25 protein-coding genes are annotated in these 19,346 nt (G+C 51.1%); 5 read left to right on the top strand and 20 right to left on the bottom strand.

Annotated features, from left to right (window positions below; translation table 11 throughout):
* Position 1: 1 nt before the first annotated feature.
* Genes JD108_RS04510 through JD108_RS04495 form a run of 4 tightly spaced genes read right to left on the bottom strand, consistent with a single transcriptional unit; the run spans position 2 to position 4,578 of the window.
* Entirely contained in the window at positions 2–1,585 is a 1,584-nt protein-coding gene (locus tag JD108_RS04510; RefSeq protein ID WP_198828728.1) for a DEAD/DEAH box helicase, read from the bottom strand.
* A gap of 9 nt (positions 1,586–1,594) precedes the next feature.
* Positions 1,595–2,146 carry a hypothetical protein gene (locus tag JD108_RS04505; RefSeq protein WP_198828727.1) on the bottom strand — a complete coding sequence of 184 codons (552 nt, stop codon included), beginning with the start codon at positions 2,144–2,146 and terminating at the stop codon, positions 1,595–1,597.
* 18 nt (positions 2,147–2,164) lie between these two features.
* Positions 2,165–3,241, bottom strand: coding sequence for an ATP-binding protein (locus JD108_RS04500; RefSeq protein WP_198828726.1), 1,077 nt, complete (start codon positions 3,239–3,241; stop codon positions 2,165–2,167).
* 2 nt (positions 3,242–3,243) lie between these two features.
* Entirely contained in the window at positions 3,244–4,578 is a 1,335-nt protein-coding gene (locus tag JD108_RS04495) for an AAA family ATPase (protein WP_198828725.1), read from the bottom strand.
* Positions 4,579–4,888: 310 nt separating this feature from the next.
* Here JD108_RS04495 and JD108_RS22770 point away from each other — a divergent pair, with 310 nt between their 5' ends.
* Positions 4,889–5,458, top strand: coding sequence for a hypothetical protein (locus JD108_RS22770; RefSeq protein WP_198828724.1), 570 nt, complete (start codon positions 4,889–4,891; stop codon positions 5,456–5,458).
* On the opposite strand, the gene JD108_RS04485 is transcribed toward JD108_RS22770, so the two are convergent.
* The 3 genes from JD108_RS04485 to JD108_RS04475 form a co-directional block, all read right to left on the bottom strand.
* Positions 5,451–5,807, bottom strand: a complete 357-nt coding sequence (locus JD108_RS04485; protein ID WP_198828723.1) for a replication terminator protein — start codon at positions 5,805–5,807, stop codon at positions 5,451–5,453. The genes JD108_RS22770 and JD108_RS04485 overlap by 8 nt on opposite strands.
* A gap of 348 nt (positions 5,808–6,155) precedes the next feature.
* On the bottom strand, positions 6,156–6,428 hold the full coding sequence (locus JD108_RS04480; protein WP_198828722.1) for a hypothetical protein: 273 nt from the start codon (positions 6,426–6,428) through the stop codon (positions 6,156–6,158).
* Positions 6,425–6,592, bottom strand: a complete 168-nt coding sequence (locus tag JD108_RS04475; RefSeq protein ID WP_198830238.1) for a hypothetical protein — start codon at positions 6,590–6,592, stop codon at positions 6,425–6,427. The genes JD108_RS04480 and JD108_RS04475 overlap by 4 nt, the downstream gene beginning before the upstream one ends.
* Before the next feature lie 94 nt (positions 6,593–6,686).
* On the opposite strand from JD108_RS04475, the gene JD108_RS04470 reads away from it, so the two are divergent.
* Complete coding sequence (locus JD108_RS04470; RefSeq protein ID WP_198828721.1) at positions 6,687–6,962, top strand: hypothetical protein; 276 nt, start codon at positions 6,687–6,689, stop codon at positions 6,960–6,962.
* Here the strand turns inward: JD108_RS04470 and JD108_RS04465 are convergent.
* Together JD108_RS04465 and JD108_RS04460 are read right to left on the bottom strand one after the other, a co-directional pair.
* Positions 6,952–7,290 (bottom strand): hypothetical protein, encoded by a 339-nt coding sequence (locus JD108_RS04465; RefSeq protein ID WP_198828720.1) that lies wholly within the window; start codon positions 7,288–7,290, stop codon positions 6,952–6,954. The genes JD108_RS04470 and JD108_RS04465 overlap by 11 nt on opposite strands.
* Positions 7,291–7,296: 6 nt before the next feature.
* Complete coding sequence (locus JD108_RS04460; RefSeq protein ID WP_198828719.1) at positions 7,297–7,512, bottom strand: hypothetical protein; 216 nt, start codon at positions 7,510–7,512, stop codon at positions 7,297–7,299.
* Between the two features lie 96 nt (positions 7,513–7,608).
* Here JD108_RS04460 and JD108_RS04455 point away from each other — a divergent pair, with 96 nt between their 5' ends.
* Complete coding sequence (locus JD108_RS04455; RefSeq protein WP_198828718.1) at positions 7,609–7,950, top strand: hypothetical protein; 342 nt, start codon at positions 7,609–7,611, stop codon at positions 7,948–7,950.
* Between the two features lie 256 nt (positions 7,951–8,206).
* Here the strand turns inward: JD108_RS04455 and JD108_RS04450 are convergent, their stop codons facing one another.
* From JD108_RS04450 to JD108_RS04430, 5 genes are read right to left on the bottom strand one after another with little or no spacing between them, the layout of a single operon-like run.
* Positions 8,207–8,416, bottom strand: coding sequence for a hypothetical protein (locus tag JD108_RS04450; RefSeq protein ID WP_198828717.1), 210 nt, complete (start codon positions 8,414–8,416; stop codon positions 8,207–8,209).
* Between the two features lie 56 nt (positions 8,417–8,472).
* Complete coding sequence (locus JD108_RS04445; RefSeq protein WP_456062007.1) at positions 8,473–8,691, bottom strand: DUF7667 family protein; 219 nt, start codon at positions 8,689–8,691, stop codon at positions 8,473–8,475.
* Positions 8,684–8,968: a helix-turn-helix domain-containing protein gene (locus JD108_RS04440; RefSeq protein ID WP_198828715.1), complete on the bottom strand. Its 285-nt coding sequence runs from the start codon at positions 8,966–8,968 to the stop codon at positions 8,684–8,686. Before JD108_RS04440 ends, JD108_RS04445 begins: the two co-directional genes overlap by 8 nt.
* On the bottom strand, positions 8,965–9,768 hold the full coding sequence (locus JD108_RS04435) for a phage antirepressor (RefSeq protein WP_198828714.1): 804 nt from the start codon (positions 9,766–9,768) through the stop codon (positions 8,965–8,967). The genes JD108_RS04440 and JD108_RS04435 overlap by 4 nt, the downstream gene beginning before the upstream one ends.
* A gap of 21 nt (positions 9,769–9,789) precedes the next feature.
* Positions 9,790–10,005 carry a helix-turn-helix transcriptional regulator gene (locus tag JD108_RS04430; RefSeq protein WP_198828713.1) on the bottom strand — a complete coding sequence of 72 codons (216 nt, stop codon included), beginning with the start codon at positions 10,003–10,005 and terminating at the stop codon, positions 9,790–9,792.
* Positions 10,006–10,149: 144 nt separating this feature from the next.
* Here JD108_RS04430 and JD108_RS04425 point away from each other — a divergent pair, with 144 nt between their 5' ends.
* Positions 10,150–10,779, top strand: coding sequence for a LexA family protein (locus JD108_RS04425; protein ID WP_198828712.1), 630 nt, complete (start codon positions 10,150–10,152; stop codon positions 10,777–10,779).
* Positions 10,780–10,792: 13 nt separating this feature from the next.
* Positions 10,793–11,977 (top strand): tyrosine-type recombinase/integrase, encoded by a 1,185-nt coding sequence (locus JD108_RS04420; RefSeq protein ID WP_198828711.1) that lies wholly within the window; start codon positions 10,793–10,795, stop codon positions 11,975–11,977.
* Positions 11,978–12,046: 69 nt separating this feature from the next.
* Here JD108_RS04420 and sufB read toward each other — a convergent pair whose 3' ends face one another.
* The 6 genes from sufB to pckA form a co-directional block, all read right to left on the bottom strand.
* A complete protein-coding gene (gene sufB / locus JD108_RS04415; RefSeq protein ID WP_198828710.1) occupies positions 12,047–13,444 on the bottom strand; it encodes a Fe-S cluster assembly protein SufB in 1,398 nt (465 codons plus the stop codon).
* Between the two features lie 13 nt (positions 13,445–13,457).
* On the bottom strand, positions 13,458–13,901 hold the full coding sequence (gene sufU / locus JD108_RS04410) for a Fe-S cluster assembly sulfur transfer protein SufU (protein WP_198828709.1): 444 nt from the start codon (positions 13,899–13,901) through the stop codon (positions 13,458–13,460).
* A complete protein-coding gene (locus JD108_RS04405; protein ID WP_198828708.1) occupies positions 13,888–15,114 on the bottom strand; it encodes a cysteine desulfurase in 1,227 nt (408 codons plus the stop codon). The genes sufU and JD108_RS04405 overlap by 14 nt, the downstream gene beginning before the upstream one ends.
* Positions 15,114–16,412 (bottom strand): Fe-S cluster assembly protein SufD, encoded by a 1,299-nt coding sequence (sufD, locus tag JD108_RS04400; protein ID WP_198828707.1) that lies wholly within the window; start codon positions 16,410–16,412, stop codon positions 15,114–15,116. Before sufD ends, JD108_RS04405 begins: the two co-directional genes overlap by 1 nt.
* Positions 16,413–16,432: 20 nt before the next feature.
* Positions 16,433–17,221 (bottom strand): Fe-S cluster assembly ATPase SufC, encoded by a 789-nt coding sequence (sufC, locus tag JD108_RS04395; RefSeq protein ID WP_198828706.1) that lies wholly within the window; start codon positions 17,219–17,221, stop codon positions 16,433–16,435.
* 398 nt (positions 17,222–17,619) lie between these two features.
* Positions 17,620–19,200 carry a phosphoenolpyruvate carboxykinase (ATP) gene (gene pckA / locus JD108_RS04390; RefSeq protein ID WP_198828705.1) on the bottom strand — a complete coding sequence of 527 codons (1,581 nt, stop codon included), beginning with the start codon at positions 19,198–19,200 and terminating at the stop codon, positions 17,620–17,622.
* Positions 19,201–19,346 lie beyond the last annotated feature (146 nt).

Raw genomic sequence — 19,346 nt, 5'->3', positions numbered from 1 at the left:
GTCACACCTCTGGCCGGTATTCTTTGGGGTTAATATCATTTGGAATACGCCATCCATTGGCTGCAATTCTATCGATCAGTCGTTTGGCAGATTCAAATGACCAAGTACCGACATGATTGAATCCTCGCTGTTCCAAAAATCGAATTTGCTTAGGAGTAGTTAATCCTTCTTGTCTACGTTTCTCCAGACGTTCAAGTAAGAGTGATGCTTTTCCGGCGTTGTCAATTTCATCCGGATAAATCCCCATCTTTTCTAATGCTTTCAACTGACTATCACTTGGCGGAGACATCTGCCAACCGAATACTGGCACGTAACTGGCAAGATCCTCCGCCTGGATGCTCATCTCAAATTGCAAGGGATCTACAAGCTGCCGTTTTCGTTTCTTCATTTCGGCGAGCTGCTTTGCCAGCGCTTCCTCGCGCTGCGCGACCACATCTTCGGTTGCCTGCTTCTCTACCGCCTCCAGATCCAGTGGGATGCCCGCCTGCTCGATCTGCTTGGTCATGGCCTTCGCAATCTCTTCGTTCTCGGCGATAAGGTGGGCAGGGTGGCAGAGTTCATGTCGCTCGGTATGCCACAAGAAATCCAGCAACAACAGCTCAGTTTTTCCAGGATGGAGCCGGGTACCTCGCCCGACCATTTGACTGTAAAGACTACGGACTTTCGTCGGCCGCAAGACAACTACGCAATCCACGCTGGGACAATCCCAGCCTTCTGTAAGCAGCATGGAATTGCACAGGACGTTGTATCTGTCCTTATCGAAGTCATCCAAAATCATTGCTCGGTCCTGTGATTCGCCATTGACTTCGGCGGCGCGGAAGCCAATGTTATTCAAAATATTCGTGAATTTTTGACTGGTCCTAACCAACGGGAGGAACACGACGATTTTCCTGTCTTGGGCAACGCGCCACATTTCGGCAGCGATCGATTCCAGGTACGGGTCCAAAGCTGTCCCCAGATCGCTGTTTTTAAAGTCACCGGCCTGTTGTCCGACCGCTGACAAATCCAGCTGCAATGGGATGGTCAATGCCTTGATCGGGCTGAGGTATCCTTCTTTGATTGCTCTCGGCAACGTGTACTCAAAAGCCAAGCTTTCAAAATATGATCCGAGATTTCGCATATCTCCCCGGTCTGGCGTAGCCGTCACGCCTAATACGTTAGCCGAATCAAAATATTGCAGCACCCGTTGATAGCTGTCGGAAAGACAATGATGGGCCTCGTCGATGATGATCGTATCAAAGAAGTTCCGGTCAAATTGCTCCAGTCGTTTTTCGCGCATCATGGTTTGTACGCTTCCAACGACAACGCGATACCAGCTGCCGACTGATGTTTGTTCAGCTTTTTCCCTCGCACACTTCAATCCAGTTGACTTCTCCAGTTTATCGGCTGCTTGGTCCAGCAACTCTCCGCGGTGGGCTAGGACGAGCACACGCTCGCCCAGCCTTACGCGGTCTTCGATAACCTTCGAGAATACGATCGTCTTGCCGCATCCGGTTGGGAGGACCAAGAGCGTCTTTTTCACGCCGTTTCTCCATTCCGTTTGAATTGCTTCCCGCGCCTTTTGTTGGTATGGTCTGAGTTCCATAGTCCCCTCCTAAAACTGGCCCGGCGTAAACCCGCCGTTTTGCTGGCTGGTCGGGAACGGTGTTTGATATTGGATTTGTTGCGGCTGTTGTTGAAACTGAGATGGCTGCTGGTATTGCTGTTGTTGCTTTCCAAAAACTTCATCATAAGGATAGAAGGACTTGACCTGGTTATTGGTTCGCTCCACGCCATCCTTGCCTTTAAATCTGTTGATCTCCAACTTCAACCGACCTTTTGCACCCACAACCGCGTTCCAGTTCATACGCAACGGCTCACCCTTCTTCTTTTGACCGATCCCTGTAAAGAAGTTGGAGAGCAGCCCTTCTGTCTTGGTGTGCAAGAAAAGGTTATGGAAAACGATCACATCGCCGTGTTGAGGGGAGTGAATGGTCAACTCCAGTTTTGCTTGGTTGCACGGCGGCATTTTCTCGCTCCCATTGAAACGCCCGCGCTCGAACTTCGTGACCGTAAAATTGTAGTCACCTTCTGGCAGTACGATAAACTCTCCGCCGTCCTTTTGAATTTCGTCGTCCCAATTCAGTTCTCTATCCATTTGATTCATGTGTATTTCCTCCCGTTGTTAAAATGGCAAGTCATTTCTGATGGCTTTAATCATTTCGAAAACTTGTGGCCATGCTCCGACCAACACACCTTCGACGAAGCCAGGATCGTAATTGGCGATTGGTGTATCCATCGGATAGTAACCTCTCTTGCTTACCACGATTTGAATTTCATTTTCGGACACCTGATGTTGGACCATCAGATCGCGCAATGAGGCTGGAATGTCGGTTGGGATATGCGGTTTCAATGCTTCTTCGGCAGAAGGTTGTTGTTCCTGTGGCAGCTGTTGCTCGTCGGTCATCTTTCCCCATGCTTCCTGTACCGGCGGAGTTGCTACAGGAGGCGTTTGGACAGGTTGCGCGTTTGTAGGACCCTCAAAAATGTGGGCGATATGGGCATAGTCCAGCGGGAATTCATCCGGCAATCCGTGACGATTTTTCGCGTCCCAGGCCGGGTGATGCGTGGCGTAGACCGTCCTGACGCCGCCTTGTCCCTTATGCTTCCTACCCTTGTCATCCGTCGCGACGGAGAATGTTTTATAGTTGATGAACAAGACCATGTCTGCCCATTCTTTGACCAGGGCAGCAGTGCGCGAACCCGTTTTCTTGCCCAATTTCAACTGGTAGCGATCATAGGCCCCCATCTCGTCGGGTTGCTCAAACTTAACGATTTGCGAATGCGCGTTGAGGACGACATTTATTCCGGCTTCGATCACGTCGCTCAGCATATTAAGGAATCGACCAAATTCTTCCTCCGCGTAAATGTATCCCTTGCCGTAACCGAAGTCCTCGATACCTCGCTTCTGGTGAGCCGCGCATACACTTTCGTTACAAAGCAATTCCGCCCAGTCGATCGTATCGATGACAAGTGTCCCGAACTGCCCGGCTTGCTGCTTCACCCACTGGACCTGTTGCTTGAGCATTTCCCAGCTCGTCGGCTTTGGCAGGCGATCAACGTCCATTTCCGTCGTCGACCCTTCCGTGTCAATAAAAATGGGCCGCGGGAACCGGGCGGCCAGAGAGGACTTGCCAATCCCCTCTGGGCCATACAGCACAACCTTTTTAGCCTTCTGGACTTTCCCTCTGATGACTTGCATTTTTAAAACTCACCTGCTTTCCACGTTGTTTTGGATCCGGTGCCCCATGTTGGTCCGGGATCGATTTCGCCTGGCGGCTGCTGCAATTGCACGCCCTCCTGACCGACAACATAACCGTCCTCAATGATGATGGAGCATTCTTCGCCTGTGCTGACGCGCGTGGCAATCGCCTGTAGCCCCTCCTGCTCTAACCATGCACCGAACTCCCGAAGTGTCTCCAAATCCATCTGCTCCAGCTTGTCCAACAGAATAAATCCGCAGTTTGGTTTCAGTCGCCGCACGATTGCCGTCGCCACTCGGAGCTGTTCGGAACCGCTCATGTTATCCCAGCGCTGGCCGTTGTAGACCAGTTCGCCATCTTCGACCGACAGGCCCGGCAGAGGCAGATTCGCGTTCGTCAACAATTCCGTCTTCTGACGGCGAATGGCTGTAATTTCGGCCGTCAATGCTTCGTATTGCACGCGGTAGTCGTTGGCATCCGCTTCAGCCTTGTCCTTGTCCAGATTTGCCCGGACCTTACGGTTGATCTCGTCGATCTGACGGATGTTCGCCTCCAACTCAGCGGTTGATTCGTCCATCAGGTCGAGCGTGTCTTTCTGGGCAATCTCCAAGTCTCCCCCCAGTTGCGCATATTTTGTTTCAGCTTCGGCCAGCAACGCTTTTAATCTCCTGACTTCTTCTCCTTGATTTGCGTATGCCACCTGAATCTGCGCCAGCCGCTGCCGCTTGCGCTGGTTCTCGCCGTTCCGGGCGAGGATTTCTTGCTGCTGACGGATCAACTCCGATGCTGAAATTGGCTCTTTTGGAGCATCCGGAAAGTATGGTTGTTCTTTGGCGAATTTGGCCTTCTGGTCGGCAATCTGCCCAATCGCATGACGTCGGTTGTACAACTCCTGTTCTTGACGCTCCAATTCATGTAGACGATCACCTACGCCAATGATACGTAGCAGAATGGCCGTTTTTTCCTTGGCGCTCGCGTTCATAAACTTGGGCAAATCGATCGCCAGTTCTTCCACGAAGCTGTCAAGCAACTGTTGGCCGCCCTTTTGGCCGTTCGGGTCGATGATTTTCAAGTCGCTGTTTTTCCCTTTACGCTCAACGATCAGGCCGTTGGACAAGACGATATGGAGATAGGGCGGTACTGCTGATCCCTCGCGAGCGGGCTGGGAAGGGCGGTACTTATTTCCGCCCAAGCCCCATGCAATCGCGTCCAGTACGCTCGTTTTCCCTTGACTATTCTTCCCGCCGACAATCGTCAGGCCGTTCGCGGTCGGCTCCATTTTGACCGCTTTGACGCGCTTGACGTTTTCAATTTCCAGTTTATTGATCTTTATCATATTTACCTCCATGCTCCAACTGTGCTATGATGGAGCAAACTATAGTATTGTGCGAACCCAGCGCGGCAACGCTGGGTTTTATATTTGAAGTAATTTCCCGCCCAGCAAGCGAAGTTGAACACGGGCGGGCAACTCGTTCACAGCGTTATGCAATAATCGTGACTTTTCCGTTGGTAACCTCATCTTCCAACGCGGCTTGGAGGTAGTCCTTGATTCGCGCTATTGCGGTCAACTTCCATGTTCCGCCATCGGCTTCAAATAAACCTGCCGCCGGTCCGGTTCGCATCCGGAAGATGAATTCGCTTTCTGGTTGTTCGATTTCTACGAATGTTCGGAACGGTTTCAAAGTAACCGGATTCGGGACCACTACATTTTCAACGGTGGCGACTCCTGTTTTTGCTGTAACCTGCTGAGACACCCCATCATCGCCGAATGTAGATACCGTTTCCTCTTTGATGTTGCCAATTACTTTCAACACCATGGCCCGATCTTCGTTCGAAACGAAGCAGCTTTGGAGAAGAATGTTGAACTGTTCAGTATCCAAGAACTGTCCAAATGGGATTTTGGGAAGCAGCGCTTCGGCTCTCAAAAGATGATTCCGATTGTAGTCGGTATTGAAAGTGCTGAGTACATCCACCTGCGTCGGGCTGGCGACATGAACAAGGACCGGTGGCTGATTGTCGTAGTTATGGATCAGGTAATCCACCAGGCCAGAGAGGTTTCTGACGACCAACGCATCTGGTGTTGGTCGTTTGAGCAAGTGAACCGTTTGCGAAGCGTACTCCTGGCCGCTAACAGAATTGAAAATTTTTGCATTTCCAAGACCAATCAAATACTGCAGAGCTTCTTTCAACATGGGTTAGCCTCCCCGATTATTTGAATTGCACAACTTTGTTCCCGCGATCATCAGCTACATCGCCTTCATCTGTGATGTAGGTTTGACCGACTACGCCAGATTTCAGTTCTGCAGCTTCAACCTTCCCTTGTCTGTCGCGACCCATGATGATTTTCGTTTGCACACCTTTTGCAGGTGCAAGGGATGCCTTGGCGTTGATGTCAACCATAGCCAGTTCGCGGTTTTCATCAGCTTTGAGTGTGACTGTCAAAGTGATGGTACGTGCCTTCTTTGGATCCGTATTGGGATCCGCGATGTTCTCCAGCACTCGCTGTGCTTCAATGTTGAATTTCTCTGCAAGAGCACCGTTTGCAAACTCGTCCAATTTGAACACTGTTTCTCCTCCCTTCTTCGTTTGTCACGAGGCCGCCAGCAGCCCAACCTCTCTGCCAGCCGTTGCAGCTCCATCGGCTGCGCCACGCTTTGACCTCGCATATGTAGACCTGTCTCATCAGGCAGGGGCGGTCATCTCCCTGCGACCAGCGGGGCATTGCCGCCGGTTTCGACTATGTGATTATGTGATCCGCATCGGCTCAACAGCACCGATAGCGTTTTTGAAGCATGCACTACAACAGTAGATCTCTCCGCCGATCTTCCAGATTGCTTGGCCGCATAAATCCCGTTTCCACAATCATCACAATAGTCCAACGGCCTGTCCGCCTCGTCGAAGATGATCGAATCCTTAAAGGCTCCCACTTTGCACGACCTCCTTGCTCGCTGTTTGCCAAGCAGGTATAATCGGAGTGATAACATTTGAAACAGCTTTTGCTGGATGGCCGTCCTGCCTGACGGCCATTTTGCGTTTGGCCTCTTCGATCTCCAGCTCGATCTCCTCGATCTGTGCCATGATCCACCAGTCCCAGGTGCCGTCCTCTTGATGCTGCTCCTTTATTTGCCGATAGATCAGTTTCAGTTCCTCAATCCGCCGCTCCGCGGCTTGGAAATCGTATTTCATTCCTTGATTCCTCCCATCTTCTTTTTGTTTTCCAAGAGCCTGTCGCTGTAGGCTGCCACAGCCTGGTGCGTCCCCGGGAGCCCCGATGCCGTCATCCGGCGGATCTCCCAGGCAAAGGTTTTTTCAAGAATCTCCTGCTGTCGTTGGTTCATCAGCTTGTCCATACCTCTCATCTCCTTTGTGTAGGATTTTCCACCTTTCCGTCGAATTTGGAAGTTGTCCAGACTTACCAAATCATTACAGGAAGGAGGTGAAACCTTGTACAAGAATCCTTTAATCGCACCATCATTGACAGATGAAACCACACTGGATGATGCTGGAATAGAGGTATACACTCACGACTGCCATAACCTACCCATATGTATGTCTTATGGCAGCCACTACATCGCCTGTCTTGCTGGTGCTTACGCTGGGAACAGATGCAGTCGCGGTGAGAAAATGAATATTCGGATTCTGAATGACATGAATCCAAATGCAACTTATAAACCAGAAAAACCATCCCGAGAAACAGTTGAGGCTTATATCAAAGGGTGAATTTCGAATTTAGGATCGCGTTTTTTGCTGTGTCCAGTATTGAGATTGCATCTTGAACCGTAAGTCCCTCATCATATAAACGACTTGCGAATTCTTGTGCAATCTCATTTTTTTTGCTCCGAATCGCTTTCTCTAAAAGAATCCCTTTTGATGATGTTGCAGGGCATATCTTTTGTACTTGAAGCATTTGTCCAAGATTTTGAAACCCAACTTGATCAACAAAGGCTTGCCAGTTGTTCAAATCATCTAGCACGCCTCCTCTTTGAAGAACTGATAAATTCTTAATTCGTTCCAGCACGTCGGCCAGATCAGCATGAACCTTTTCCATCCCCACTCACCTCCCCTCAAATTGCCGCAGGATCGAATCCCGCTCCTTACGAAGCTGCTCAATGCGTGCCGCGAAGATTTCCTTGTTCTCGTCTGTCAGGTGCTTGTTGACAATTAACTCCCGCGCCAAACGGGTATGTTCCTGCGCGATCTCCACCAGCCAGTCGCCGTATTCATCAGAGTTAACTGCTTGCCAAATTGCTTGTTTGCTGATGTTGTTCATTAAACACCCTCACTTTCTTGTAGGAATTTCCACTTTCTTGTCGAAATGGTTCGTTGTCCAGACTTACCAAATCGTTACAGGAAGGAGGCGATTTCAATGAATCCATACTTGTTTGTGATTAATATTGTTCCGATGCCAGATAATAAAGATTGTGAAGATATTGCCGGTGCAAAGGCTCACGTTTGGGTTATTGCGGAAGATAAAGAGAGCGCCAAGCTCCGGGCAATAAACTACATCGAAAAATCCCTTTGGAAAGTTATAAATTTTGAGTACGAGCTCGAGATTCATCAAGAGCAGATTCCATCGTTGCATGAAGACGAAGTTCGATTATATGAACGGGCTCTTCAACATGGGATTGCTGCGGATTACATTGCATATCCGAAGAAACCAGGGAAACCGGATGATCCTGTGATAAAAAGGCAACTTCGGAACCCTTAGCCTTTTCCTTTCCTGCCACCGTACCTACGGTGGTTTCTTTTTGTTTGTTCATCCACACTCTTGCAAATTCTTTCCAAGCCGCCAGCAGCGCATGTCTGCAATCGCGGACGCTGTCTCGGCGCTCCGGGCTCAAGAGCATCGACATGCGCAAGTTGCGATACGCCAGGCCGAACCAGCGGCCTGCATTGTGGAACCCGGTTTGTGCGGTACGTCCGCTCCAGTGAGTGCATGTATTCATCTTTTGTGAACATGTGATTCACCTCCCATCAAGCCGTTTAATCTCGAATAGTAGGTCTTCGTGAAGCATTTCCAGATTGATGCGCATCGGGACTAGGTACTTATCCTCACGGCACCCGGCAGCCCCAAGAAAAAACTTTGCCCTGTCTAGCTCTTTATGTGCGGCCTCAATGTGCGCGATCCCGCGCTGCAAATACTTACTAAGCGAGCTTTTTATTTGAGTATCCATCGGCGATCACTCCTTCCAACATACGTCAACTCTGTTACCAACCGCCCATCCCCCACTCACCTCCCATCTAAGGCGTCAATCTTTCGGCAGATCTCGTGCTGCCATTCGGTATCGTTAGTCAGGCTCGCGAGATATGACTGCGCTTCTAAAAGACCGAGTTTCCATTCACGTTCCACTAGAAACCGATGGCAGAATCGCAGGTCGTCACGTTCTGCAGCGGTAAGCTGGCGTTGGAAAGATATTCCCACCAACTCAAGCAGCCGTTTCTCAACCACGTGCAAGGTGGTAACCTCCTTTCTTTCTGGGTGAGGTGTTTAGGCGATCCTCTTCAACTTCATCCGTTCGTAATATTGCGAAAGTGTCTGCTTTCTCAAGCCGCTCCATCCATTCAATAAACGCTTCCCGGCGAATGCGACGGCTGTTGCCGCTTTTGAAGCTTGGCAGCTCTCCGCTCGTACAGCGGATATATACCGTGTTGGGATGCCAGCCCATGATCTCGGCCACTTGCTTGACTGTGAGGATGTTGGGGAGTTGGTCAAACGATGTGTTCATGATGCTTCGACCCTCCCGGCATATTTGTTAATAAAATAAATTTGCCCTTTGCCGGTTACCTTTGGTGTTTTGCTTATGGAAATGTGACCGTCAGAGTGGGTGACCACAGTCTCTTTGATTTCAAACAGCCCCACTTCCATTGCCCGTTGCGTCGGCATGTTATAGTCGGCGCCTTTACGTTTGATCAGATAACCTTCATCCCGAAGCTGAGCGAATAGACGTTTTTGACCAGTGTCATATCCGTTTTGCTTCAGGATCTTCGCCAGATCGCCGATCAGGATACTTGTTTTACTGGCGGCCACCGAATCAGCGAAGATGACTTTCGGCTTATCGGCTTCTATCTGCGCAGTCAGCTTCGCTTTTTCTTCGTTCGCCTGTTTCAGCCGCTGTGCAAGATCAATGATGGTATCCGGGTTGAGCAGCACTTCTTCGATCTTCGCTGGCGTTAGGTAGCCACCGTGTTTGCGGATCGTCGGGAGCACTTCGCGGGTTACCCAACGCTTGAACTGCTTTGCTTTTTCCTGAATTTCCGGGTTGTTACCTTGCTTGGCCGCCCCAAAGATCAGGCTGTAAAGACCGGACTCGATGATAAACTTCTTCTGCTGCGTTCTACCGAGTGAGTCGATGACTCCGTAGACCGCGGAGTCATCTTCATCCACGTGGTTGGTAATGGCATCATGTGGTTTTGCGAACGTCAACGCCTTCGCCACTTCCGTTGCTCCGAACCACTCAACCCCGCCCACAACGATTACCGGCAGATCGCCGAACATAGAATGATTGAAAATTTGCTGTTTGTTCATCGCTTTGGTTCAACTCCTTTCTTACGAAACTTCATGTTTCTCGAAGTTCGTCGGTAAAAAAATTTCGTCAATTGGCATTTGAAATTTTCGAGCGATGGCGAACATTTCATTTGCTTTGAATTGAGACTGGCCATTCTCTTTATTGATGTAAGTACGAAGATCCACTCTAATGAGATCGGCCATCTCCTTTTGGGAGATATTATGGTAGCGTCGAAGAGCAGCCAGTTTTTCTTGCATATATGTCACCTCCATGCCTTCGTCTGACTTCATAATACATGAAGCGACAAACCGAGTCAACAGAAAACTTCATACAACATGAAGAAATTTGTTTACAATTTCGCGAAATTTGATATAATAACCCTTGTGAGGAGGTATGATTTCATGAAATTTGAAAACAGTGTGACCAAATATGTGGGAGCGCAGATAAGGAAATATCGGAAAGCAAGGGGGATGACCCAAAAGGAATTGGGGTTCAGAATTGGAGTGAAGCACAACACGATTTCGGGGTATGAAAGCGGTACGAATGAGCCGGAGCAAAACATCCTTTTTGCAATAGCCGATGTTTTGGGTGTATCAATCAACGATCTTTTCCCGTCACCGACAAACGTAGAGCCGGTTGAGCCGAAATTTGCCCGAATTCCAGTTCTCGGGACAATTGCTTGCGGCGAGCCTATCCTTGCTGAAGAAAATATTTCAGAATACATATATATGCCAATCGACCGGCTTCCCAGCGGTAAGCTTTTTTACCTCCGTGCAAAAGGTTCTAGCATGGAGCCGACGATCCCTGATGGCTCACTTGTTTTGATACGTGAGCAGCCGGAAGTTGAACCAGGGGCAATCGCAGCTGTACTCGTCAACGGCGATACGGAAGCGACTCTTAAAAGGATTAAGCGACAGGGGGATATGGTCATCCTCATGCCGGATAACCCCGAGCACGAGCCGATTGTTATTACACCGGACAACCCTGCTCGTATTATCGGACGAGCTGTTCAGGTTACACAATTGCTTTAAGGAGGTATAATACATGGCTAGTTTCAGACTCAAAAACTGCAAATGTCCGCCAGAGCGTAAACGCTGCACCTGCGGCGCGAAATGGGAATATCGCATCCGATACCTTGACCGAAAAACAGGGAAATACCGTGAAAAATCAAAGGGCGGCTTCGACACCAAGAAGGCCGCCCAACTTGCAGCTGCAGAAGAGGAGTTAGCTATCGAGCGGCACGGATTTGCTGAAAACGGAAACGAAACGGTTAAAACTTACTTTGAAGAGTGGCTTGAAGTATACAAAAAACCGAACGTTAAACCCATCACGTACAGCGTGCAGGAGCGCAACGTGCGCCTGAACATTTTGCCGCAATGGGGGAATTACAGGCTCAAGGACATTACCCGTTCCGAGTATCAGAAATGGATAAATGAACTGAGAAAGAAATACAGCGAAGGAACCGTGAGGAGGATACACAGCATTTTCAGCAGCGCGATGAATGACGCTGTTTACGAGTTTCAGATTTTACGGGACAACCCGATCCAAAGGATAAAAATCCCGAAGCAGACAGATCAAACAGACGAGTTGAAGTATTTTACGAAGGAACAACTGGCAGCCCTTCTTAAGGCTTGCAAGCCCGCAAAAAACGCGAAATACCAGCACTCTATCCAGTATTACGCCCTCTTTACCCTGTTGGCGCGTACAGGCTTGCGCATCGGGGAAGCTTTGGCGTTGACCTGGGATGACTTGATTGGTGACCGAATCAACGTGAATAAAACGCTTGTTTACCCGCTGAACTCAACACCGTACATCTCAACACCAAAATCTAAAGCCAGCATAAGACAAGTCGCGCTCGATACTGCTACACTCGCCTTGCTCAAACGGCACCGTATTAACCAGAAAGAAGTGATCTTGCGTTACGAAAATTATAGACCCTCAAAGGACAATCTTATGTTCCACCAGCATGACGGCCGCTGGCTCCGGACGAACGTCGTACGCGAATACATGAAAGAAGTCTGCAAGCGCGTCGGTCTGCCGCAACTATCCCCGCATGCACTTCGGCATACCCATGCCGTCCATCTACTAGAGTCGGGCGCGAACATAAAATACGTGTCCGAGCGTCTCGGGCATGCCAGCGTGAAAATTACTGCTGACACGTACCTGCATGTAACAAAAAAGATCGAGCAGGATGCACTCGATCTTTACACCTCTTATATTGCAGACTGAAAAACATTTGTGGGCAAATTGTGGGCTGGCGGTACTTTGATGGTTGAGAAAACCGCGCTGCTATGCGGGTTAACCTATACTACCTTCCATCTCGAACTTGATCAGACGGTTCATCTCAACAGCGTATTCCATCGGCAGTTCTTTGGTGAACGGCTCGATAAAGCCCATGACGATCATCTCTGTCGCTTCCGCTTCGGACAGGCCGCGGCTCATCAGGTAGAAGAGCTGGTCTTCGGATACCTTGGAGACTGTCGCCTCGTGCTCCAGCGTAATGTTGTCGTTCATGATCTCGTTGTACGGGATCGTGTCGGACGTGGACAGTTTATCCAGAATCAGCGTATCGCACTTGATGTTGGACTTGGAACCCTCCGATTTGCGGCCGAACTGGGCCAGACCGCGGTAGGTTACCTTTCCGCCATCGCGGGAGATCGATTTGGAGATAATCGTGGAGGTGCAATCCGGCGCCAAGTGAATCATTTTCGCACCCGCATCCTGATGCTGTCCTTTGCCCGCTACGGCGATGGAAAGGACAGTACCTTTGGCGCGAGGCCCTTTCATGATCACGGCCGGGTATTTCATGGTCAGCTTGGAACCGATGTTGCCGTCGATCCACTCCATGTTGGCATCGGCGTAAGCGACGGCGCGCTTGGTAACCAGATTGTATACGTTGTTGGACCAGTTTTGGATCGTCGTGTAGCGGCAGCGTGCGCGCTCCTTGACGATGATTTCCACGACGGCGGAGTGCAGGGAGTCGGTGCTGTAGATCGGAGCCGTACAGCCCTCGACGTAGTGGACGAACGCGTCCTCATCGACGATGATCAGCGTGCGCTCAAATTGTCCCATGTTCTCCGAGTTGATGCGGAAGTAGGCTTGCAGCGGAGTTTCCACCTTCACGCCTTTTGGCACGTAGATGAAGGAACCTCCAGACCACACCGCAGAGTTGAGCGCTGCGAACTTGTTGTCCGCCGGCGGAATGACCGTAGAGAAGTATTCCTTCACGATGTCCGGATACAGCTTAACAGCAGAATCCATGTCGCAGAAGAGAACACCCAGCTCTTCCAGGTCTTCCTGCATGTTGTGGTACACGACTTCCGATTCGTACTGGGCAGATACGCCGGCGAGGAACTTCTGCTCCGCTTCCGGAATACCCAGCTTGTCAAAGGTTGCCTTGATTTCTTCCGGCACCTCATCCCAGCTGCGACCCGCTTTTTCGGAAGGCTTTACATAGTAGGTGATGTCGTCGAAATTGAGGTCATCCAGATCGCCGCCCCATTTCGGCATCGGCAATTTTTCAAAGATTTCCAGAGATTTCAGGCGGAATTCCAGCATCCAGGCCGGCTCTTCCTTGATCCGGGAGATTTCCTCGACGATTTCGCGGGTCAAGCCCTTTTTCGTGCGGAAAATGGAGACGTCCTTGTCGTGGAAACCGTACTGGTACTCCTGTATTTCAGGGGCCTTTTTCGCCATGTCCGTTCACTCCTTACGCATTTTCTTGTCCTGCTTGCTTGATGCCCTGCTCCAACGCTTTCCAAGCCAGCGTGGCGCATTTGATCCGTGCGGGGAATTTTGCTACGCCGGAGAGTGCTTCAATATCTCCCAAGTCGACAGAGTCGTCCACGTCTTTTCCTTGCATCATATCGGAGAAAATCTGCACCAGCTTGAGCGCTTCCTCCACTGGCTTGCCTTTGACAGCCTCCGTCATCATGGAAGCAGAGGACATGCTGATGGAGCAGCCTTCCCCGAGAAACTTGGCGTCGGTGACGACCCCATTCTCCACCTTCAGGGACAGCGAAATGCTGTCCCCGCAGGTCGGATTGTTCAAATTGACGATGAGTCCTTCTGATTCTTCCAGCTTGCCGCGGTTGCGCGGTTTCTGGTAGTGGTCCATAATCACGCGGCGATACAGATCATCAAGAGAAGACATTGCCGAAATACTCCTTCGTCTTTTTCAACCCTGCCAGAAAGACATCCACTTCTTCTTCTGTGTTGTACACATAGAAGCTGGCGCGAGCAGTGGCCGATACATTCAGCCAGCGCATCAGCGGCTGCGCGCAGTGGTGGCCGGCCCGGATCGCAATCCCGTGGCTGTCCAGCACTGTCGCCAGGTCATGGGGATGAACCTGCGCCAGGTTGAAAGTGATTAAACTGCTTCGGTCTTGCTTCGGGCCGTAGATGGTTATTCCCTCCATCTCCAGCATTTGCTCCAGGGCGTACGCGATCAGCTTTTTCTCGTGGCGCTCGATCTCGTCCATGCCGATCTCTTGCAAAAAGTCGATCGCGGCACCGAGACCGATCGCACCCGCGATAATCGGGGTGCCGCCCTCGAATTTCCACGGGACTTCCTTCCACGTCGAATCATACAGATCCACGTAGTCGATCATTTCTCCGCCAAACTCGACCGGCTCTGTCTTTTCCAGGAGCTCGCGCTTGCCGTACAGGACCCCGATGCCGGTCGGACCGCACATCTTATGGCTGGAGAAGGTATAAAAATCGCAATCCAGCTCCTGTACGTCAATTCTCATGTGCGGTGCGCCTTGCGCTCCGTCCACGACCAGGATGGCGCCGTTCTCGTGGGCGATCTTGGCGATCTCTTTGACAGGCACGGTATCGCCCAGCACGTTGGAAATATGGCGAATGGCCACGATTTTGGTCTGAGGGGTGATGGTCTCCCTGACGGCGTCCAGCGTGACGGTGCCTTCCTCCGTCAGCGGAATGAATTTAAAAGTAGCTCCGGTTACCTTTGCCGCCTGCTGCCAAGGGATGAAATTGGCGTGGTGCTCCGCGATCGTTGTCACAATTTCATCGCCTGGTTTGAGCGTGGCGCGGGCATAGCCATATGCCACCGTATTGATGGCCGTCGTCGTCCCCCGGGTAAATACGATTTCCGCCGCTTCCCGGGCGTTGATGAAGGCGCGCACCTTTTCGCGCGCTCCTTCATACCCGTCTGTGGCTTTGCTCCCCAGTGTGTGTACACCGCGATGCACGTTGGAATTGTACTCCTTATAGTACTTCTCCATGGCTTCGATGACTTGAATCGGCTTTTGCGAGGTGGCCCCATTGTCGAGATACACCAGCGAGTGGCCATTTACCTCTTGGTGAAGAATGGGAAAGTATTGCCGAAGCTCTTTGGCATTCATTAGCCCAACTTCCTTTCGAGCGCCTGGCGAAGCCGGTTTTTAACCTCTTCCACCGGAATCTCGGCTACGACAGGATCGAGGAAGCCGAGGATGATCAGGCGTTCTGCCTGGCGTCGAGAGATACCGCGGGACATCAGATAGTAGATGCTCTCTTCACTGAAGCGACCAACGGAAGCGGCGTGGCCTGCCTTTACGTCATCCTCGTCAATCAGGAGGATCGGGTTGGCGTCCCCGCGCGCTTTATCACTCAACATCAGAATGTTTTCAGCCTGCTCGCCGTTTGCCTTTTCGGCGCCTTTTTCGATTTTGGTAATCCCGTTCAAAATGCTGACCGCTTCATCGGTCATGACCGCTTTGCTGACCATTTCCGACTCGGAATGTGTCCCGAAGTGCTGCACCTGAGAAGTCAGGTTTTGACGCTGCGAACCCGTACCGACCGAGATGCTCTTCGTCGCGGCATGAGAGCCCGTTCCTTTGAGCAGCGTGGTGTTGTTGGCTACGGTATTCCCGTCATTCATCTCCCCGAGAATCCACTCCATCTTGCCGTCGCGGTCCACCGTGGCGCGGCGGAACGAATAGTCGTGAACATCCGTCGAGAGCGAACGCACAGAAGCGACTTGCACAGAAGCGCCTGCGCCTACATATACTTCAACAATGCTGCTCGCGACCATATTCTGACCCGGACCGGAAACATAGGTGTCCACGTAGGTGACCTTGCTGTTTGCTTCCGCCACGATCAGGATGTGCGGGCAAACCAATGCATCATTTCCGATGACTTCAAACACAGCTTGGAGCGGCTCGCTGATCTCTACGTTTTTGGGAACGTAGAGGAACACGCCGCCATTGACGACCGCCGCATGGAGCGCGGTCAGCTTGTGTTCATTATATTGTACGACAGTGTTCAGGTATTTTTGCACCAGGTCGCCATGTTCTTTCAGAGCCGTCGGCAGATCGGTGAAAATAACGCCCTTGCTCTTCAGATCTTCATCTATTGCCTGGAAAACGATCGAGGCGTTCTGCTGCACGATCAGGCTTTTTACGCTGTCGGCATCGATCTGCTCCTTGACCAGTTCGCTCAGCTCTTGGGCAGAGCCCACTTTCGCGGCGGTTTGGAACGGAACAAACTGATCCGTATTCCATTTATCAATTTTCATCTTCTCCAAAACGGGCAGTTGCAGCTCGCCCGCAGCCTTCAGGCCGGCCAGACGCTTTTCCAGGAACCATGCCGGCTCTGCATTCGCCTTGGAGAACTCGGTGATCGCTTCGGAGTCGAAGCGGAGCTGTATATCCACACTCATCTCACTGCTGCCTCCTTCTCTTACACGTTTGCGTTCACAGTTTCATCGACGATGCCCAGTTCTTCCTTGATCCAGTCGTAGCCTTCTGCCTCCAGGCGCTCAGCCAGCTCAGGACCACCGGACTTCACGATGCGGCCTTGCATCATAACGTGCACGAAGTCAGGCTTTACATAGTTCAACAGACGCTGGTAGTGGGTGATGATCAAAAAGCCGCGGTCAGCGGAACGCATCTCGTTTACGCCATTGGCGACCACTTTCAGCGCGTCGATGTCGAGACCGGAGTCGATCTCGTCGAGAATACAGATGCTCGGCTCCAGCATCATCATTTGCAGGATCTCATTGCGCTTCTTCTCACCGCCGGAGAAGCCTTCGTTCAGGTAACGGTGGGCAAAGGATTCGTCCATTTCCAAAGCGCCCATTTTCTTGTCCATCTCGCGGATGAACTTCATCAGGGAAATTTCATTGCCTTCGCCGCGGCGCGCATTGATCGCGGAGCGCAGGAAGTCGGAGTTGGTCACGCCGCTGATTTCGGACGGGTATTGCATCGCCAGGAACAGACCAGCACGTGCGCGCTCGTCCACTGCCATTTCCAGAACATCCTCGCCGTTCAGGGTAACTTCCCCGCCGGTTACTTCGTACTTCGGATGACCCATCAGCGTAGACGCGAGGGTGGATTTCCCTGTACCGTTCGGTCCCATGATGGCGTGAATTTCGCCGCCCTTGATCTCCAGGTTGAGTCCTTTGAGGATTTCCTTGTCCTCAATCTTGGCGCGAAGATTTTTTATCTGCAAATGCGGTACTGCTGTCATTTTCTTTTCCCTCCAGTAACACTCAAAAATGAGTTGACTTATTCTCAATCCATTCTCAATACTCATCTTATAATAAGAATTATTATAAAGCAAGGTATGGAACATATCTGTAATTTTTAAATCATTATATTTAGAAAGTCTTTTTTGGATGTATGTACATTTGCTTATTTTGCCTTCCATTCTATAGAGGTATCCGTTTTGGACGAAAGACTATTAAAAGGCCGTTCTGCGTTACATTTGGCTGTGTCTTCTATGTATGAAGCGCTTCTTCTCACTACGGCCCTGATTTCGAGAAAAAGAAGCACAAGTAGGAGCATCAAAAACAGGCTGTCTCCTCAAGCCAACGTGCAGCTTGAAAAGACAGCCTTATCTTTTCTTAATTGAATACCCGTCAGCTGTTACTGTACTTTTGGTCCAGCAGCCGCGATGTCGGTTGCATTCGGGAACTTCTTCTGGAAGTTCTCGATGAAGCGGCTGGCCAGGTCACGAGCCTGTTTGTCGTACGCATCCGGATCTGCCCAGGTATTGCGCGGCAGCAGCACGTCGGATGGCACATTCGGGCACGAAGTCGGGACTTGTACGCCGAAGATCGGGTCGGTGACATAGCTCGCCTTCGCCAGTTCGCCATTCAGTGAAGCCGTGACCATCGCACGTGTGTAGGACAGCTTCATGCGGCTTCCGACACCAACCGGGCCACCTGTCCACCCTGTGTTGACCAGGTACACCTGTACATCGCGCTCGTCGATCTTTTTCCCGAGCATTTCCGCATAGACCACCGGATGAAGCGGGAGGAACGGAGAACCGAAGCAAGTGGAGAACTCGGTTTGCGGTGCAGTCACGCCGCGCTCTGTCCCGGCCATTTTGCTGGTGTAACCGGACAGGAAGTGGTACATCGCTTGCTCTTTCGTCAGTTTGGAGATCGGCGGGAGCACCCCAAACGAATCGGCTGTCAGGAAGATGATCACATGCGGCTGGCCGCCCACACCCGGGATGACTGCGCCGGGAATGGCTTCGACCGGATACGCCGCGCGAGTATTTTCCGTGTACTTGTCGCTGTCGTAATTCGCCTGGCGTGTATCGGGATCGACTTCAACGTTTTCCAAAACGGTTCCGAACTGAATCGCGCTCCAGATTTGCGGCTCGCCTTCTTCGGACAGCCGGATGCACTTGGCGTAGCAGCCGCCCTCGATGTTGAAGACGCCGTGATCGGACCAGCCATGCTCGTCGTCGCCGATCAGGAAACGGTCCGGGTCAGCGGAGAGCGTGGTTTTGCCCGTACCCGAGAGGCCGAAGAAGAGAGCCACATCGCCGTCTTTGCCCACGTTTGCAGAGCAGTGCATGGAGAGCACGTTTTGCTCAGGCAGAAGCAAGTTCATCACGCTGAAGATGGATTTCTTCATCTCTCCCGCATATTCGGTGCCGCCGATGAGCACGATCTTTTGCTCGAAGCTGGTGATGATAAAGGTTTCGGAGTTCGTTCCGTGCACTTGCGGGTCGGCTTTAAAGGTAGGCGCGTACACGACGGTGAACTCTGCCTTGTGCTCAGCCAGTTCTTCCGCAGACGGGCGGATGAAAAGCTGGCGGGCAAACAGATTGTGCCAAGCGTATTCATTGACGACGCGAATCGGCAGGCGGTAGGTTTTGTCTGCACCGGCAAAGCCGTCAAACACAAACAGTTCTTTTGTTTGCAGATAGTCCATGACATCCTGGTACAGACGCTGGAAGTTTTCTGCAGAGATAGGCTGGTTCACAGGTCCCCAGTTAATCTTGTCGTGTACGGAAGCTTCGTCCACTACGAATTTGTCCTTAGGGGAACGGCCGGTAAACTTACCCGTTAACGCGTTGAGCGCCCCTTTGTCCGTCATGATGCCTTCGCCGCGCTTGACTGCCATCTCAACGAGTTTTGCGACTGGCAGGTTGGCGTGAACCGTTGCATTCGCCAGTACGTCAGCGAGTTTGTGAACCGTCTTGGTTTCCATTTGTGAACGATCTCCTTCCCAATATCTATCCGTTAATGTGGTTGTAATTATCGGTTGATTTTCAATTAGTATATCACATTTGGTTAAATAAGCTACAAGATTTTAATTTTTAGGTGTGAAGAAAATGTGAATGCCCATCTATCCCC

The organism is Brevibacillus composti, from assembly GCF_016406105.1.
GTDB classification, from domain to species: domain Bacteria; phylum Bacillota; class Bacilli; order Brevibacillales; family Brevibacillaceae; genus Brevibacillus; species Brevibacillus composti.
This window is presented reverse-complemented; position numbering and strand designations above follow the sequence as displayed.